This is a genomic window from Parapedobacter koreensis, from assembly GCF_900109365.1.
Classification (GTDB): Bacteria; Bacteroidota; Bacteroidia; order Sphingobacteriales; family Sphingobacteriaceae; genus Parapedobacter; species Parapedobacter koreensis.
The window spans coordinates 79078-95195 of the sequence record NZ_FNZR01000012.1 but is presented as its reverse complement, the minus strand read 5'-3'; the positions used below and the strand labels follow the sequence as shown (position 1 = coordinate 95195).

The window sequence follows — 16118 nt, the reverse complement described above, 5'->3', positions numbered from 1 at the left end:
ATGGTCGTACTCAACCGGCTGGTCCAGCAGGATGCACAGTGCACCTTCGGGTCAATTCCACATCGGGTTTTGGGGAAAATTGGCCACATGGGCATATTTGGGGCCAAGCGATACGATGGCTTCCTTCCAAAGATTCTCGCCATCATTGCCTAAGGTGATATCGGGATTATAGTGATTGCTGATTACCCATGCATTTTCTTTCAGTTCTTCATCCAGTTGGCCGGGGCTCCACCCTGAATAGCCGATAAAAAACTTAACCTCATCCCGGTGGATATCACCGTTGCGGATAAGGATTTGCAGGCTTTCAAAGTTGCCGCCCCAATAGATGCCATTGCCCAAGCCTATCCCGCTGTGCAGCTTGTCGTAGCACTTATGGATGAAATGGATGCTCTCCTGGGCTACGGGGCCTCCAAAAAATAAAGGAAAATCGCCTTCCGGAAAACCATCCATTACGTCCCCTAACTGGACGTTGGCAGGCTGGTTGAGTACATAGCCGATAGTTCCATCTTCCGTGTTATGCTCGCAAAGCAAGACAACCGCCCGCTGGAAATTGGGATCGAGCATGAAGGGTTCTGATATAAGCAAACTCGCTATCTGGGGTATGTTTTTGTTGAACATGGCAAATCCCGTTTATAAATACTGTAAATGTAGTGAAAAAGTTTAAATGATTCATTGCCATGCATTTGTTGCGGTAAGTTTGCTCAGCTGGTTTTCGTCGGTGAGATCGAGCCGCAGCGGGGTCACCGATACGAAACCATTCTCCACGGCCCACCGATCGGTATCTTGTTCGGCGGGTTCCAATGGGCTTACCGTAAACCAATAGTGTTTGCGCCCCATGGGATCCTTGCCGGGTTCGATTTTGCCGTCGTAAAACCTGACCGATTGCCTCGTCCATCGGATGCCGATAGGCTCAGGGGGGTAGTTGACATTATAGAGCGCGATTTCAGTGGGATTTTGAAGCAATAGTTCCAAGGTTTTTTCGACATAAGGAGCCAGCAGGCCAAAATCCGGTTCGGTATTGCCTACTGGCGTACTTAAGGCAATGCCTTTTTTGCCGAGTAGCACGGCTTGCTTTGCGGCCGCTAATGTGCCGGAATGCCACATGGAATTGCCGAGGTTGGGTCCCATGTTGATGCCGGATAAGACCACTTGAATATTGTTGCGCAGGTGGGTGCCCAATGCTACGCAATCCGCGGGGGTACCATTGACACGGTAAGCCTCTATACCCGGAAAATCAATGGGCGATTTCTTGTAAGACAGTGGTCGCGAATGGGTGACCGCATGGCCCATGGACGATTGCTCGACGTCCGGCGCCACCACAACCACTTCACCGAATTTTGCGGCGATATTTGCTAAAGCATTGATGCCCGGACTGTATATGCCATCATCATTGGTCACTAAAATACGCATAAGTAAAAGTGCTTAAATGAACGTTGCTATGTTACAAACAAGTCTTCCTGATTTTTTGTTTTGTCCAAAAATGAGAAGGAACTATCGAACATGGAAATGAGCAAGCACGCCCACTTATTGCACAACCCCAAGGCTGGGGATGGGGATCATTTGAAAGAAGAGCTAATGCAGACGATAGTGTCCTGTGGATTTACCTGCGAGTATGCGTCTACCAAGACAAAAGACTGGGGGCGCATGAAGACGAAGACCACGCTGGTGATCGTTGCAGGCGGCGACGGAACGGTGCGTCAGGTGATGAAGAAACTGCTGGCACGCCGGATACTGGACAAACGGCTGACGGTGGCGCTCCTGCCTGCTGGTACGGCCAATAACTTTGCAAAAACATTGGGTGCCCCGCCAGCACTGGCCGGGCTGAGCCGGACAATCACCAGATGGAATTTGAAAAAAATTGATATCGGTGCCCTACGGAATGTGCCGAATACTAAATTTTTCCTTGAAGGCATGGGTATGGGCCTGCTTCCAAAACTGATCAAGGAAATGAAGGAAGCCGATCGTCCGGAAGAGGAGACAGCGGAGGAGGAACTGGACACGGCACTTGGAAAGCTGATCGAAATAACGGCACACTATACGCCGAAAAGAGCAAAAATCCTCATCGATGGGGTCGAATACGAGGACGATTACCTGCTCGTGGAAGTACTGAACATTAAGTCCGTGGGGCCAAACCTGAAGCTCGCACCCCAAGCGGATCCGACGGATGGGATATTCCAGGTGGCCTTACTGAGAGAATCGGATCGGGAAGCATTTGTCAATTATTTACGCCGGCTGAAAGACTCGGGTAGCCGCAAACGCTTGAAAGTACCGCTACAGCTTGTGGATGCAACGAAAGAAATTATCATTCGCTGTGACAACCGGCTGATTCATGTGGATGACGAATTAATCGACGTAAAAAAACAACGGCCCATCAAAGTGGAGATAAGGGTAGGAATCATGGATATGATTGTTTGAAAAATGCAGGCAGCGTATCACCGGGCTTAAGCAGGTGGGTGTGTAATCCAAGTGCGTTGGCCGTATCGATGTGCTGCGGGCTGTCATCGATGAAAAGGGTGTGCCTGGGATCCAAGTCATGGGTGTGCAACACGAACTCAAAGATTGCTTTGTCAGGCTTGCGCATTCCCATCAAGTGCGAATAATAATCTTTTTCGAAAAACCCCGAATTGCCGTTGAGGCCAAATTCGCGGGCAAGGTAGGCCATGATCCAATTGTAATGGATCTCGTTGTTGTTGCTCAGCAGAAACATACGGTAGCGGTCTTTTAGTTGAAGCAGCAATTCATGGTGGCCCGGCCTGACACCAATGAGTAGACTGTTCCATGCGGTATCGATGGCCTCGTCTGCCAGATCATCATTGCCCACGGCTTTACGAATCTCGTTTCGGAACTGCGCGGCGGTGATGATGCCCTTGTCAAATGCGTCGAAAAGCGCATGCTGCGCCCTATGGCCATAAAACTGATCGACGTCCTTGACGCCCAAATCGATAAAAGCTTGCCGCAATATTGAAAAGTCAATATCAAACAATACATTGCCGTAATCGAGGATGATGTTCTTAATATTTTGCATAAAAATTTCGCGATGTATATGCAAATATGTAGATTTGCACCCGCAAAACAACAATTATTTGCAACTGCGCCTATAGCTCAGTCGGTTAGAGTAGAAGACTCATAATCTTTTGGTCCCTGGTTCGAGCCCAGGTGGGCGCACCGACAAATTTAAGTCCTTTTATTAAAAAAGGGCTTTTTTTTTGCGATGCGCTTTCCTCAACTTGCTATCGTCAAGGCGTGGGTGCGCCGCAGCTGAAAGCTTCCCACAAGCCGTTGAGCTTAGCCCACACGGGAGCTGTTCGCTCTTGGGGTGAAAACTGATGAAATAAGATGGTATGATCGCTGTCGGGGCATTGCCGGATGTGCACTGTCCCTTGGAGGACCATCGGCTTCTTCCCCATGTAATCCACCATATTGACGGTTCCGACAAAAGTCTCCAGGTCCCCGCTCTCCGCAGCTGGCAGTTTCCTGAACTGGGCTTCGGTTTCTTTTACCAAGTCCTTCGGCAAACTACGCTTCTCGATATTGCGGCCAACCAACCCATCGAAGTACGCCGCAAGGTTTTTCTGGATGTCCTCCTCCTGTATACGGTGGGTACCCTCCACATACCACAGGAAGGCATAGGACCAATATTCCGGATCTTGCTCATTCCCCCAGCCGGGCGTGAAGCGGATGTCCTCGACCCCCTTGAAAGGAATCGTGGGCGCAAAGTCAATGGGCATGGCGAACCGTTCGATTCCCCAGCCTTCCAGCGATAAATCATAGGGGGCTTTCCAGCGCACCGGGTCGAATTTTTCCTGTTGCTGCGCGCAGGCGTTCAGGGCTAAGAGGTAAAGTAAAGCAATTGTGGTTTTTTTCATGGTTTTTAGCGTTGCCATCATCGTTGTATTGCCGTACTGCCAAGATATGGAAAATTCGGGAAGAGCAAGAGTTTTAATTCGTTATTTTATAATTCAAATAATTGTATTACCTTTGCAATCCACAAAATTTCGTACGAAAGGAGGTATAACAGGATATGATTATAGTAAATGTAAAAGAAGGTGAATCACTTGATCGGGCGTTGAAGCGTTTCAAGAAGAAATTCGAGAAGACCGGTGTATTGCGGGAGCTGCGTTCGCGCCAAGCTTATGAGAAAAAATCCGTTACCCGCCGTACGCAAATTAAAAAGGCTATTTATAAGCAGGGCCTTAACCAAGAGACCATCTAAGGATTTTTATCCGATATAGATACGCAATTTATTTTGCAGCATCAGAAAACTATCCGTATATTCAGCATGTAGAATATAAGGGTAGTTTTCGATGTTTATAGACCGTTTTGTCAATTTCCTTACGTATGAAAAACGCTATTCCGCACACACGCTGACAGCGTATGAACATGAGGTAAACCGATACATTGGATACCTCGGCGAACAGGAAATCGACGCCAAGGCGTTGACCCACCGGCAAGCAAGGGCCTACCTGGCTATGCTGCTTGAAAATGGCCAAAATCCGACAAGTGTCAATCGAAGCCTTTCCGCACTTCGTACATACTACCGATTCCTGATGCGCGAAGGCCTGGCCGTGCATAACCCTTTTGCGCTCATCAAGGCATTGAAGGCTGCTAAGAAGCTCCCGGTAGTGGTTGATAAAGAAAAATTGTCGACGTTGCTGGATACCGAAGGGGTATTTGCTGATACGTTTGAGGGCCTCCGCGATAAGGTGGTCATGGAACTGCTGTTCGGTACGGGCATCCGGCTTTCCGAGTTGTTGCAAATCCATGACGAACACCTGGACTTTTACAACCGAAACGTCCTTATCTTTGGTAAACGGAACAAGGAAAGGCTCGTCCCGCTGAACCAGACTTTGGCTATGTTACTCCAACATTACATTGATGTAAAAAAAACGCAACGTTTTGATAACAATTCGTCCCGTCTGATCGTTACTAAAGAAGGGAAGCACGCCTATCCCAAATTGATCTATGACATCGTAACACATTACCTCAGTGCCATATCTTCGCAGCAAAAGAAAAGCCCGCATGTATTGCGGCATACATTTGCCACGGCATTGCTTGACAACGGAGCGGATTTAAATGCAATTAAGGAACTGTTGGGGCACGCCGGATTAGCTGCCACTCAGGTATACACACACAATTCAGTAGAACGACTTAAATCGATTTATAAACAAGCGCATCCAAAAGCTTAAAAAAAGGAGGAAATATGAATATTATCGTGCAATCTATCCGATTTGATGCAGACCGGAAATTAATCAAATTCATCCAAAAAAAAGTGAACAAGTTGGATCAGTTTTTTGATCAGATTATTGACGGTGAGTGTTACCTGAAATTGGAAAACGTGGAAGACGAGGCGAACAAAGTCACAGAGTTTAAACTGAATATCCCTGGCAATCAATTATTTGCTAAAGCACAGGCGAAATCCTTCGAAGAGGCCACCGATTCAGCAGTGGAATCGTTGCGCAGGCAGATCAACAAGCATAAGACCAAGACGCGTACCAAGGCGAGCAACCATAAGGCATTGCTTTCGCTGACCGAAGTGCGTGTGGCATAAGCATACGACAAACCATCGAAAACCTGGCAGATTCGCAAATTTGCCAGGTTTTTTTGTTTTTACTATCTTAGGTGCTGAAACCTCAATCTTCTATAATGTATAGATGGTTTGAAAAGTATTTTGCCTTCAGTCGCAGCGAGCTCACGGGGATATGTGTGCTTGGGGTATTGCTGCTGGCAGCGTGGATAGCTCCATACCTTTATCGCGCCTGGAGTACGCCTGAGGATACGGCCTTATCGGCTCACATCGATGATATTGAGCGGTTTTTGGCTACGGCAAGCGAGCCTGCCCCAGCGGCGGATCGGATAGCAGCAGCCGAATACTTCCCCTTTGATCCCAACGGCCTTGCGGTGGTGGATTGGAAGCGGCTGGGGCTTTCTGATAGGCAGGTACGGATGATAAAAAATTATGAAGCAAAAGGCGGCAGGTTCCGTAGGCGGGAAGATTTAAAGAAAATTTACGCCATCAATGCATCGGACTATGCCCGTCTGGAACCGTATATCCGCATAAAAGCGGCGGCTATTTATGGTGAACCGGATTCTGCTACAGTACCATCTGACGGGGGGAGGCCACCTGCCGACCGCTCGCGGGAAATGGTCGTTGAGGAAAAGTTATACCTTGATTTGAATACGGCAGATTCACTGGATCTACAGGCGTTGCCGGGAATCGGGCCGGTGTATGCTTCCCGCATCGTACGGTTCAGGGATCGGTTGGGTGGCTTTCACCAGGCTGAGCAACTATTGGATGTGTATGGGTTTGATACCCTTCGGTATGATGGATTGAAAACGTACGTCTATGTCGATACCACCAAGGTAACCAAAATTGCATTGAACCTTGCGGATTATGCGCAGTTGAACAACCATCCTTTTATAAGTGCCAAGTTGGCGAATCTCATTATCCAATACCGCAAACAGCATGGACCCTACCGCGCACTGACGGATTTATTGCGCATTGCCATTATGGATGAAGAGATTTTTCGTAAAATTGTACCGTATTTAACCATAGCTAATGATTGATCAACGATTGAAATCCGTCATACGCGATGTGCCGGATTTTCCCGAACCCGGCATTATCTTCAAAGACATTACACCGATTCTCAAAGATCCTGGCCTATGTGAGGCCATATTGGATGCATTTGAAGCGCGGTTGCAAGCAGATGCGATTGATGTCATAGCGGGCATCGAAAGCCGGGGTTTTCTGTTCGGATTGATGCTGGCCCAGCGGCTGGGCAAGCCGTTTGTCCCCGTCCGCAAACAAGGCAAGTTGCCTTATCATACCGTAGCACAGTCATATGCCCTGGAATATGGGAAAGCAACTATTGAAATCCATGAGGATGCTTTTATCGCGGGTACACGGATACTTGTCCACGATGATTTGCTGGCCACGGGGGGCACCGTCACCGCTACCAGCCAGCTTATACAGAAGCTTGGTGGAAATATTGCTGGCTTCGCCTTTATTATCAGCCTGGATTTCCTTAAAGGTAGCGAACGGCTAACTGATTACAGCCCGAATATTGTTTCTTTGGTGGGGTATTAGCTACAGTTTTTTGCCCGTGATCGTGATGTCTGAAACAATGGACATGGGGATCTGCATGCCCTGTACTTCAATGTCGCCGCTGATGTCTTGTTTCAGGCTGGTCTGTATCGGCAGCCCGGATTCGATATCTACCCGCAAGGTGCCCTTTTGTGTGCCTTTCAGGTTGAACTCGGCCCCCTGCAACATGGGATTGCCCCCATTTTGCAGCTTTGAAAAATTCATCTGACCATCTACTTCCAAAATGGCCAGATCACCTTCCGTCTTTGAAAGGACGAACTTGGATGTTGCTTCGGATTGCATCATGCCGGCAATGGGGCCGGTGAATGCTTTAATCCAACTTTCGCCGATATCCACTTGGTTGGCAGGATAGATGTTGGTCATCTGGTTCATGCTGAGGATCATTGAAGAATCTCCAAAGCTTTGCTTAAGCATCTCGGCTTGCTGCCCACCCACGGCATTGATGATATCGGCTAGCCCTTCCACTTTTTCAACGCTTCCTTCTTCATTGATATGCATCAGAAAAGATTTGCCGACGAGGTTTGAAATCGCACTGAGTTCGCTGGTTGATGTTTCTGGGTTTTCGGAGTCAAAAGTTAGTCTTTGCATGCCTGCAACATCGGTGTCCATTTTTATCCGGCTGAATGTCACATTAATGGCGGTGACGCCATTCTGGACAGACTGGATGTCATACACATATTCTGAAAGGATATCTTGCGTAGTGGCCATCTGCTGGCCCATAAAATTCTGCGTGATGTTTTGTTTGGTTGCCGACGAGAAAAAATACTGTTCGCCGGGTTTGAGATTGAATTTTAGCGTCAATGCCCGATTTACCGGTACCGTGTTTTCCTTGGGTAGGGGATGTGCGTTGGCAAATTCCCCGATGGAGGTAATCAATAAGACGACGAAGAGACCCAATGTGATAGTATGTTTCATGGTGCGTTTTTTTGTAATCATGCGTTTTTCCCAAAGGTATACTTTATGGGGGTTAGTCGTATTTATTTTTGTAAAAAAATACAACCAAAGTATGCGTATCTTCGGTGTTGCAAAATGAGCGTTCACGCCATGCATATGCACGATATCGATTGAAAATGCAAGATACTAAGGAAATACATCAACTCATTAAGCAACACGATAAATTGGGTATCAGGCTCAGTTCAAACGCAAACCACTATTTGCCTGCCGATCTGCTGCAAAAGTTGCTTCATCCGCACCGGCTGACCTTTTATTTTTTCGTGTTTATGGATAAGGGGTCTTCAAACTATAAGGTGGACTTGCAGGACATTACCCTCTCAAGCGGACAGTTGCTTTTTGTATTGCCCAATCAAGTTGTTACGCCACCGCCCATAAAGGACGACCTTGAATATTTTAAGGTTGGATTTGATGAAAATACATTGGCCTTGCTTCCGCAACAGTTTCCTTTTTTAGTTAATCCGCTGAACACACAGACCATACCTGTTGGTGACGACGCAAAACAGCGGATAAGGAAGGTTTTTGAGATTTTAAACCAACTGCTTCATACGGAAGGCAAACACGATGTAGACACTGAAGTAATTTTAGCGCATTTGAACACGCTTTTAACGGAATTCAACAGCGCCTATTTCAAAGGTAAGACCCAAGACAACATTTCAAGCCTCAAGCTGTCAAAATATATCGAATTTAAACTGGCTGTTGAGACACATTTAACCGAGCAACATTCGGTCAATACAATCGCCGAACAATTAGCAATCACTCCCAGCAGCTTATATGGAATCGTAAAAGAATTTTCGGGCATTTCGCCAAAAGAATTTATTACCAACCGTTTGATTACCGAAGCGCAACGAAAACTGCATTATTCCAAACGTTCTGTCAAAGAATTAGCTTACGAGCTGGGTTTTAACGATCCCGATTATTTTTCCCGGCTTTTCAAAAAAAGCACGGGGAAAAGCGTCAGTGAATTTCTGGCAGAACAGCAGGATTTGTCGGGCAAATAAAACGATTTGTCCATTTCCCTCGTTTTTCGGCTGATTATTTTTGTCCCGTACTTTTAAACAGCAAAAAATGAAATCAGCATTCATCACAGGAGCGAATAAAAGCATTGGCTTTGAAGTCGCCAAACAATTATTGCAAAATGGGTTTTATGTGTATCTCGGGAGCCGTGATTTGCAAAAAGGGCTTGAAGCCGCAGAGCAACTAAAATCCGAAGGATTAATCCAGGTAGAAGCCGTACAAATCGACGTCACCGATGAGGAATCTGTAAAAAACGCCCGCGCTGAAATCGGCAAAAAAACAGACGTGTTGGATGTGCTCGTTAACAATGCGGGCATTTCGGGCGCAAAATCTGATGAAAATGGAAATTATATTCCACAAACCGCCACAGATACCAGCATTGAAATTTTCAAAGAAGTCTATGAAATCAACGTTTACGGTGTGATAAGGGTGACGCAGGCATTTTTGGGTTTGCTCAAAAAATCCGAAACACCGAGAATCGTGATGGTCAGTTCAAGCCAGGGTTCAATTACATTACACAGCGACCCGACGTACAAATATTACCATCATAAAGGCGCGGTTTATCTCTCATCAAAAGCGGCGTTGAATATGTATACGGTGAACCTGGCTTACGAACTGCGGGACACCGCATTCAGGATAAACGCGGTGAGCCCTGGTTTCACCAAAACAGATTTCAACAATAACCGGGGCACGGGCACCGTTGAAGATGCAGGAACACGCGTTGTAAAATACGCCTTGATAGACCAGGACGGGCCAACAGGTAAATTCTTCTGCGAGGAAACCAACCCCGAAACGGGCGAAATTCCCTGGTAAAAGAACCTCCCTTTTACGGTTTTGGACACGCATTTCACGGTTTTGGATACTGCTGCCACTTTATGTTTACAGAACTTTGCCTTGTAAAGATTTAAAAACATGATACAGGTAAAAGGATATGCGGCACAAGCGGTAAATGAAAAATTAGCCCCTTGGAATTTTAAACGGCGGGAATTAGGCACACACGACGTACAGATTGAAATTTTATATTGCGGCGTTTGTCATTCGGACATTCACAACATCAAAAACGAATGGTTTCCGGGAATCTTTCCAATGGTTCCGGGACACGAAATTGTGGGTAGGATTTCTGCCGTAGGCGAGCGCGTGAGTAAATTCAAAATCGGCGACTTGGCTGGCGTGGGGACGTATATCGATGCGTGTAGGGAATGTGAGGATTGCAAAAGCGGGCATGAGCAATTCTGCAATCAAGGCGTACAAACTTATAATCATTTGGACAGAAACGGACAGCCGACTTACGGCGGCTATTCGAATATCCTGGTGATAAACGAAGATTTTACATTCCATATCTCCGAAAAATTGGACCTGGCGGCAACCGCACCTTTACTTTGTGCGGGCGTTACAACGTATTCGCCGCTGAACCGATGGAAGGTAGGAAAGGGACATAAATTAGGTGTTGTCGGCTTGGGCGGATTGGGACACATGGCCGTAAAATTTGGTGTGGCTTTGGGAGCGGAAGTTACGGTTTTCAGCACTTCACCCGATAAAGAAGAGGCCGCAAGAAAATTAGGTGCCCATCATTTTGTGGTTTCAAAAGATGAAGATCAAATGAAGGCTGTTTTCCATTCCTTTGATTTTGTACTGGATACGGTTTCGGCTAATTATGACATCAATCCGTTGCTTGCCGTTTTAAGGACAAACGGTGTTTATATCAATGTCGGATTGCCCTCAAAACCCTGGGAAATTTCATCTTTTTCCGTGGTCGTTGGCAACAAAGTGATTACTGGTTCTGGACATGGTGGATTGCAGGAAGTCCAGGATATGCTGGATTTCTGTGCCGAACACCACATCGTTTCAGATGTTGAAGTTATTGCTATTAAAAACATCAACGAGGCGTTTGAAAGAATGGAAAAAGGCGATGTCCGTTACCGTTTTGTTATTGACATGGCAACGTTGTGACGACCGGGTAATACTTGTCCTTTGCGACAGATTATTTTTGAATAAATTTGGTAATAATGAAAAAATCGGTGCTCTACAACATTAAATCCATTTGTGAACTGCACGACTTGTTCAATCTTCCGAAACCGCATAATCCGTTGATAAGCGTAGCGGATGTCAGCTTGTTCGACTATGAAAAAAACAGGGAAATCTGGAAACATTTCAGCCAGGATTTTTACTGCGTTTCGGTGAAACTGGGCAATAAATGCAAAATGAAATATGGTCAGCGATACTATGATTTCAACGAAGGCGTAATGGTTTTTACCAAGCCCGGACAAGTCTTCCGGATTTTTGAAACTGATGAATACCGGGCGACAGGTTTTGCGCTATTTTTCAAAGCTGATTTGATTCAGCATTATCCGCTTGCGAAAACAATCAAAGACTACGGTTTTTTCGCTTATGATTTGTCTGAAGCACTGCATTTGTCCGATGCCGAAATGAATATTGTTTCGACATTGATCGAACAGATCCAGCAGGAATTGAAATCAAATATCGATACGTTTAGTCAGGACATTATCGTTTCGCATTTAGATTTGTTGCTCAATTATGCTAACCGTTTTTACAACCGGCAGTTCATTACCAGAAAACCTGCGAGTGATGAAATTTTAATCCGGTTGGAAAAGTTGCTAAACGATTATTTTAACGACGATAACCTATCGCTCTCGGGTTTGCCAACAGTGCAATACGTAGCAGGGCAATTGGGCATTTCCGTAGATTACCTAAGCGATATGCTGCGAAGCACAACGGGGCAAAACACCCAGCAACATATTCACAGCAAACTGATTGAAAAGGCCAAAGAGCTGCTATCGACCACCAATCTCTCGGTAAAGGAAATTGCCTACCAATTGGGTTTTGAATATGCGCAGTCGTTTAACAAACTGTTTAAAAAGAAAACAGCTGTTTCGCCAATGGAATTTCGGGCAAGGTTTAATTGACCGGTAAAGCCATGGAATAAATCATATGAGCCGTTTCGCCTTGTTTCGTCTTTTTCGTCAATTTCGATGTAGTTTCTAAAATGTCTTAACAATTCTTCTGACATAATTGGTTCTTAGCTGCTGCCTGTTTGATTTCAGCGTTAATCCAATCGGTACTGCTAACGACTTGCGTCGCTAATCCGTTTCCTATGTTTCTTGCCCCAGCTTTCCATTGGTTTTATGACTTCTTCCAAACCGAAAGCATAATCCGTCACGGTATATTCTATCCTAACGGGATAATCATCAATTACCGTCCGCTTGATCAGCAGGTTTTCTTCTAAATGTTTCAACTCCTTTGATAACACGCGATTGGTGATTTTGGGAATCGCATTTGAAATATCATTAAATCGCTTATTGCCGCCATAAATGGAAAGGATAATCGGCAACTTCCATTTTCCGCCAAGCACAAACATGGTATCCTGAATGGCTTTGATTTTCTCTTGAAATCGTTTTTCCTCCCTTGTCATAAATCAAGTATCCTTTTGGATACAGGTATCAAATGTATATCTTTTTTCGGTTAGGTTTGCAGTGTAAAAAATAAAATTTGATTCAAATGGAAACCATCTTCATCACGGGCGCATCATCCGGTATTGGGAAAGCAGCTGCAAAATTATTTCAATCAAAAGGTTGGAATGTGATCGCCACCATGCGAAACCCTGAAAAAGAAACCGAATTGACGCAGCTGGAAAATGTAACTGTTTTGCCGTTAGACGTTACCAATGTTGAACAAATCAAATCAACGACAGCTAAAGCCATTTCATTAGGAACTATTGATGTCGTGCTGAACAACGCAGGTTACGCCTTGTTCGGTGCCATGGAAGCGTTCAGCAATGAACAAATTGAGCGGCAGATCAGCACCAATCTTTTAGGGACCCTGTACGTCACCCAGGCATTTATCCCGCATTTCAGAGCGAAGAAAAGTGGTTTGTTTATCAATGTGACCTCGATTGCGGGACTTTTGGCACATCCATTCAGTAATGTTTATCATGCAACAAAATGGGCGTTGGAAGGCTGGAGCGAAAGTTTATCCATTGAATTAGCCCCTTTTAATATCGGAGTTAAAACCGTGTCACCGAGCGGAACAAAATCCAACTTTTTTAACGTTGCTGAGATTGCTTCGTTTCCTGCGTATGATCAGGCTATCCAAAAAATGTTGGGCGGCTTCAACCTGAATACCGAACCCGAGCAAATCGCGGAAGTTATTTACGAAGCCGCAACCGATCAGAAAGACAAACTGCGTTACCTGGCAGGGGAAAATGCGAAAAAAGCGTATGGTAGACGCCTGGAAATCGGTGCAGAGGCATTCAGAAAAGAGACAAAAGCTTTCTTTTTAAAGTTGCTAAACACTTAAATAGCTGTTTATGATATACTGGCAAGTAATACTGGTTTGATTTTCGTAATTTTCCCGAATGGACAAAACTCAAACCATAGAAGAATTTTATAAAGCGAAATTGAACTGGGTTCCGGATAATATCAGACCGGGTTTTTCTGTGTGTTTACTCCGACTTTTTTTCACCATTTCGGCAACCTGAAAGATTACGAAGTGTTTCAGCCCGACAGTTAGCGGAGGGGCTCATCACCGTTCTACCTTTGCATCCAAATAAAAGAGAAAATTAATTATGGATACAAAGAACGTATGGTTTGTAACCGGGGCTTCAAAAGGATCGTGCGACCGCAAAAATCAGTTTACTTTCAGCAGCGTTGGAAAACAACAAAAACACGTCCTTTTCTACGGATTTTAAATGAACCACTGTGGAAAAAACAATAAAAGAAATATGGATGCGGTTTTCTGTATTGCCTACAAAAGAGGAAATAATAATTTAAATAATTTTTCAAAAAAATGGGGCACTCGGAACCTGTACAGTGGGCTTATACCTAATCAGTGAATTGAATTTATACCAGAAACTGTTTTATCCTATATTATACCGTATTTTCTTTGGTTTGCTTTTGATTTGAGATTGTTTATCATTGTGTAAAACCATTATGATAACGTCTTAAATTAAGTGATAATGCACGCGCAATCCACAATGCAAGAAGCGGAAAATCGTGAACTGGTATGCCAGATGGTACGCGATTTTGTAGTGAAAAATATCCGTCCCCATGTGATGGAATGGGATGAAGCACAGTATTTCCCGGTGGATACCTTCAAGGCCATGGGCCAATTGGGCATCATGGGTACGTTGGTTCCGGAGGAATACGGCGGTGCGGGATTGGGCTATCATGAATATGTAGACATTATCGTGGAGATAGCGAAGGTATGTGGGGCCATAGGCCTTTCGTTTGCGGCGCACAACTCGCTGTGTACAGGGCATATCATGGCCTTTGGCAACGAAGCTCAAAAGCAGCGTTGGCTGCGGAAACTGGCCGCTGGGGAAGGACTCGGGGCGTGGGCACTTACCGAAGCCAATACGGGATCGGATGCATTGCGCATGCGTACTACTGCCGTGCTGGATGGCGATGAATACGTGATAAACGGCACAAAAAACTGGATTACACATGGCCAAAGCGGCGATATAGCTGTCGTGATGGTACGTACTGGTGAAAAGGATCGTGCGCGCGGCGTATCTGCACTGGTGGTAGAGCGGGGCACACCTGGTTTTACAGCTGGAAAGAAGGAGAATAAGTTGGGCATGCGGGCATCGGAAACTACCGAGTTGGTGTTTGATAATTGCCGGGTGCCGCGTGAAAACCTCCTTGGCGTGGAAGGAGAAGGCTTCAAGCAAGCGATGAAGGTACTGGACGGCGGGCGTATATCCATTGCGGCTTTGGCTCTGGGGATTGCCAAAGGTGCATTGGAAGCTTCTATAAAATATGCAAAGGAGCGCCACCAGTTTGGCCAGCCAATAGCAAATTTTCAGGGTATATCGTTCAAGCTGGCCGATATGGCCACGGAGATTGAAGCTGCTGAACTGCTCATCCGGAAGGCGTGCGAACTGAAAAACCAGGACAAAGAAGTGGCAAAGAATTCGGCTATGGCCAAATACTATGCGTCTGAGGTAGCGGTACGCTGCGCTACCGAAGCGGTGCAGATTTTTGGCGGATATGGGTATACCAAGGATTTTCCAGTGGAAAAATACTACCGGGATGCCAAATTATGTACGATTGGTGAAGGCACGTCAGAAATCCAGAAGCTTGTTATCGCACGCGAAGTGCTGAAATAGGTCGGCCGCAAAACAATGTACTGATTTGCGCGTTGATACGTTATTATGGAATGGCTCTTAAACCCTGAAGTCTGGATCTCACTCCTGACCCTTACCGTACTGGAAATTGTCCTCGGCATTGACAACATTGTCTTTATCTCGATTTTAAGTGGAAAACTACCTGACGAACAGCAAAAGAAAGCACGCCAGCTGGGGCTGTTCTTAGCACTTATTATGCGTGTCGGGTTGTTGTTTTCGGTGAAGTGGATCATGTCGCTTACTGAACCGTTTTTGACCATCGGTGAGTGGCTGGGTATTCAGAATGGCAATCTTAATCACTATTTGAATCTTTCGGGCAGGGACCTGATCCTGTTGCTTGGCGGCTTGTTTTTGATTTATAAAGCCACCGCTGAAATTCATACCAAGCTGGAAGGGGAGGAGCATCGCCATGAATTGAAAGGGAAGGCTGTTACGTTTGGCAATGTCCTTGTGCAAATTGTCATTTTGGATATTGTATTTTCCTTGGACTCGGTGATCACGGCCGTCGGGATGGTGGATCACATTGAGGTCATGATTGCAGCAGTCATCATCGCCGTGGCGATTATGATGCTTTCTGCGGAGTCCATCAGTCGCTTTGTAAATCAACATCCGACGGTGAAAATGCTTGCCTTGGCTTTCTTGCTGCTGATAGGCGTATCACTGACCGCGGAAGCGTTTGAACAGCACATACCTAAGGGTTACATTTATTTCGCAATGGCATTTTCTGTTTTGGTGGAATTCCTGAACTTGCGGGTACAGAAGAAAAAAACTAAACCTGAAGCTACGGGAAAATCAAAGTGAATGAATAAGTGCCCAATACCGGTATCCTAAAAGGACACGCTGGCCCTTGGTCAATGTGGTAGGATCCTTGCCTGTATAGCGAGGTAATACGATGTTGTTGAACTT

Annotated in this window: 19 protein-coding genes and 1 tRNA gene; 14 read left to right on the top strand and 6 right to left on the bottom strand. The window is 45.6% G+C overall.

Features of this window, described 5'->3' with window-relative positions:
- Positions 1–51: 51 nt before the first annotated feature.
- Complete coding sequence (locus tag BMW65_RS21915; RefSeq protein ID WP_090608934.1) at positions 52–618, bottom strand: YqgE/AlgH family protein; 567 nt, start codon at positions 616–618, stop codon at positions 52–54.
- Positions 619–669: 51 nt separating this feature from the next.
- Complete coding sequence (surE, locus tag BMW65_RS21910; RefSeq protein ID WP_090608933.1) at positions 670–1410, bottom strand: 5'/3'-nucleotidase SurE; 741 nt, start codon at positions 1408–1410, stop codon at positions 670–672.
- 96 nt (positions 1411–1506) lie between these two features.
- Here surE and BMW65_RS21905 point away from each other — a divergent pair, with 96 nt between their 5' ends.
- Positions 1507–2415 carry a diacylglycerol/lipid kinase family protein gene (locus tag BMW65_RS21905; protein WP_177181259.1) on the top strand — a complete coding sequence of 303 codons (909 nt, stop codon included), beginning with the start codon at positions 1507–1509 and terminating at the stop codon, positions 2413–2415.
- Here BMW65_RS21905 and BMW65_RS21900 read toward each other — a convergent pair.
- Complete coding sequence (locus BMW65_RS21900; RefSeq protein ID WP_090608929.1) at positions 2396–3025, bottom strand: HAD family hydrolase; 630 nt, start codon at positions 3023–3025, stop codon at positions 2396–2398. The two genes, BMW65_RS21905 and BMW65_RS21900, sit on opposite strands and share 20 nt — an antisense overlap.
- 66 nt (positions 3026–3091) lie before the next feature.
- Between BMW65_RS21900 and BMW65_RS21895 the strand changes: the two genes are divergently transcribed.
- Positions 3092–3165: transfer RNA gene (locus BMW65_RS21895), tRNA-Ile, on the top strand.
- A gap of 71 nt (positions 3166–3236) precedes the next feature.
- Here BMW65_RS21895 and BMW65_RS21890 read toward each other — a convergent pair.
- Positions 3237–3866, bottom strand: a complete 630-nt coding sequence (locus BMW65_RS21890; protein ID WP_143053973.1) for a hypothetical protein — start codon at positions 3864–3866, stop codon at positions 3237–3239.
- A 155-nt stretch (positions 3867–4021) separates the two neighbouring features.
- On the opposite strand from BMW65_RS21890, the gene rpsU reads away from it, so the two are divergent.
- The 5 genes from rpsU (at position 4022) to BMW65_RS21865 (ending at position 7084) form a co-directional block, all read left to right on the top strand.
- Positions 4022–4213 carry a 30S ribosomal protein S21 gene (gene rpsU, locus BMW65_RS21885; RefSeq protein ID WP_090608926.1) on the top strand — a complete coding sequence of 64 codons (192 nt, stop codon included), beginning with the start codon at positions 4022–4024 and terminating at the stop codon, positions 4211–4213.
- A 91-nt stretch (positions 4214–4304) separates the two neighbouring features.
- A complete protein-coding gene (locus BMW65_RS21880) occupies positions 4305–5186 on the top strand; it encodes a tyrosine-type recombinase/integrase (RefSeq protein ID WP_090608924.1) in 882 nt (293 codons plus the stop codon).
- 14 nt (positions 5187–5200) lie between these two features.
- The gene (gene hpf / locus BMW65_RS21875; protein ID WP_090608922.1) at positions 5201–5548 is read left to right on the top strand and encodes a ribosome hibernation-promoting factor, HPF/YfiA family; all 348 of its coding nucleotides are present in this window, start codon (positions 5201–5203) and stop codon (positions 5546–5548) included.
- A 95-nt stretch (positions 5549–5643) separates the two neighbouring features.
- Complete coding sequence (locus BMW65_RS21870) at positions 5644–6564, top strand: helix-hairpin-helix domain-containing protein (protein ID WP_090608920.1); 921 nt, start codon at positions 5644–5646, stop codon at positions 6562–6564.
- Positions 6557–7084 carry an adenine phosphoribosyltransferase gene (locus tag BMW65_RS21865; RefSeq protein ID WP_090608918.1) on the top strand — a complete coding sequence of 176 codons (528 nt, stop codon included), beginning with the start codon at positions 6557–6559 and terminating at the stop codon, positions 7082–7084. Before BMW65_RS21870 ends, BMW65_RS21865 begins: the two co-directional genes overlap by 8 nt.
- Here BMW65_RS21865 and BMW65_RS21860 read toward each other — a convergent pair whose 3' ends face one another.
- A complete protein-coding gene (locus tag BMW65_RS21860; protein WP_143053972.1) occupies positions 7085–8017 on the bottom strand; it encodes a DUF6263 family protein in 933 nt (310 codons plus the stop codon).
- Between the two features lie 155 nt (positions 8018–8172).
- On the opposite strand from BMW65_RS21860, the gene BMW65_RS21855 reads away from it, so the two are divergent.
- The 4 genes from BMW65_RS21855 to BMW65_RS21840 all read left to right on the top strand — a co-directional run bounded on the left by BMW65_RS21855 (position 8173) and on the right by BMW65_RS21840 (position 11994).
- Positions 8173–9054 carry a helix-turn-helix domain-containing protein gene (locus tag BMW65_RS21855; protein ID WP_090609003.1) on the top strand — a complete coding sequence of 294 codons (882 nt, stop codon included), beginning with the start codon at positions 8173–8175 and terminating at the stop codon, positions 9052–9054.
- Positions 9055–9121: 67 nt separating this feature from the next.
- Positions 9122–9883, top strand: a complete 762-nt coding sequence (locus BMW65_RS21850) for an SDR family oxidoreductase (RefSeq protein ID WP_090608914.1) — start codon at positions 9122–9124, stop codon at positions 9881–9883.
- Positions 9884–9982: 99 nt separating this feature from the next.
- Complete coding sequence (locus tag BMW65_RS21845) at positions 9983–11020, top strand: NAD(P)-dependent alcohol dehydrogenase (RefSeq protein WP_090608912.1); 1038 nt, start codon at positions 9983–9985, stop codon at positions 11018–11020.
- A gap of 56 nt (positions 11021–11076) precedes the next feature.
- Positions 11077–11994: a helix-turn-helix domain-containing protein gene (locus tag BMW65_RS21840; protein ID WP_090608911.1), complete on the top strand. Its 918-nt coding sequence runs from the start codon at positions 11077–11079 to the stop codon at positions 11992–11994.
- 158 nt (positions 11995–12152) lie between these two features.
- Here the strand turns inward: BMW65_RS21840 and BMW65_RS21835 are convergent, their stop codons facing one another.
- Positions 12153–12500, bottom strand: a complete 348-nt coding sequence (locus BMW65_RS21835; RefSeq protein WP_090608910.1) for a winged helix-turn-helix transcriptional regulator — start codon at positions 12498–12500, stop codon at positions 12153–12155.
- 86 nt (positions 12501–12586) lie between these two features.
- Here BMW65_RS21835 and BMW65_RS21830 point away from each other — a divergent pair, with 86 nt between their 5' ends.
- From BMW65_RS21830 to BMW65_RS21820, 3 genes are all read left to right on the top strand, one after another.
- Complete coding sequence (locus tag BMW65_RS21830; protein WP_090608908.1) at positions 12587–13384, top strand: SDR family oxidoreductase; 798 nt, start codon at positions 12587–12589, stop codon at positions 13382–13384.
- A 676-nt stretch (positions 13385–14060) separates the two neighbouring features.
- Positions 14061–15194, top strand: coding sequence for an acyl-CoA dehydrogenase family protein (locus tag BMW65_RS21825; protein WP_143053971.1), 1134 nt, complete (start codon positions 14061–14063; stop codon positions 15192–15194).
- Positions 15195–15239: 45 nt separating this feature from the next.
- Positions 15240–16013 carry a TerC family protein gene (locus BMW65_RS21820; RefSeq protein WP_090608905.1) on the top strand — a complete coding sequence of 258 codons (774 nt, stop codon included), beginning with the start codon at positions 15240–15242 and terminating at the stop codon, positions 16011–16013.
- Positions 16014–16118 lie beyond the last annotated feature (105 nt).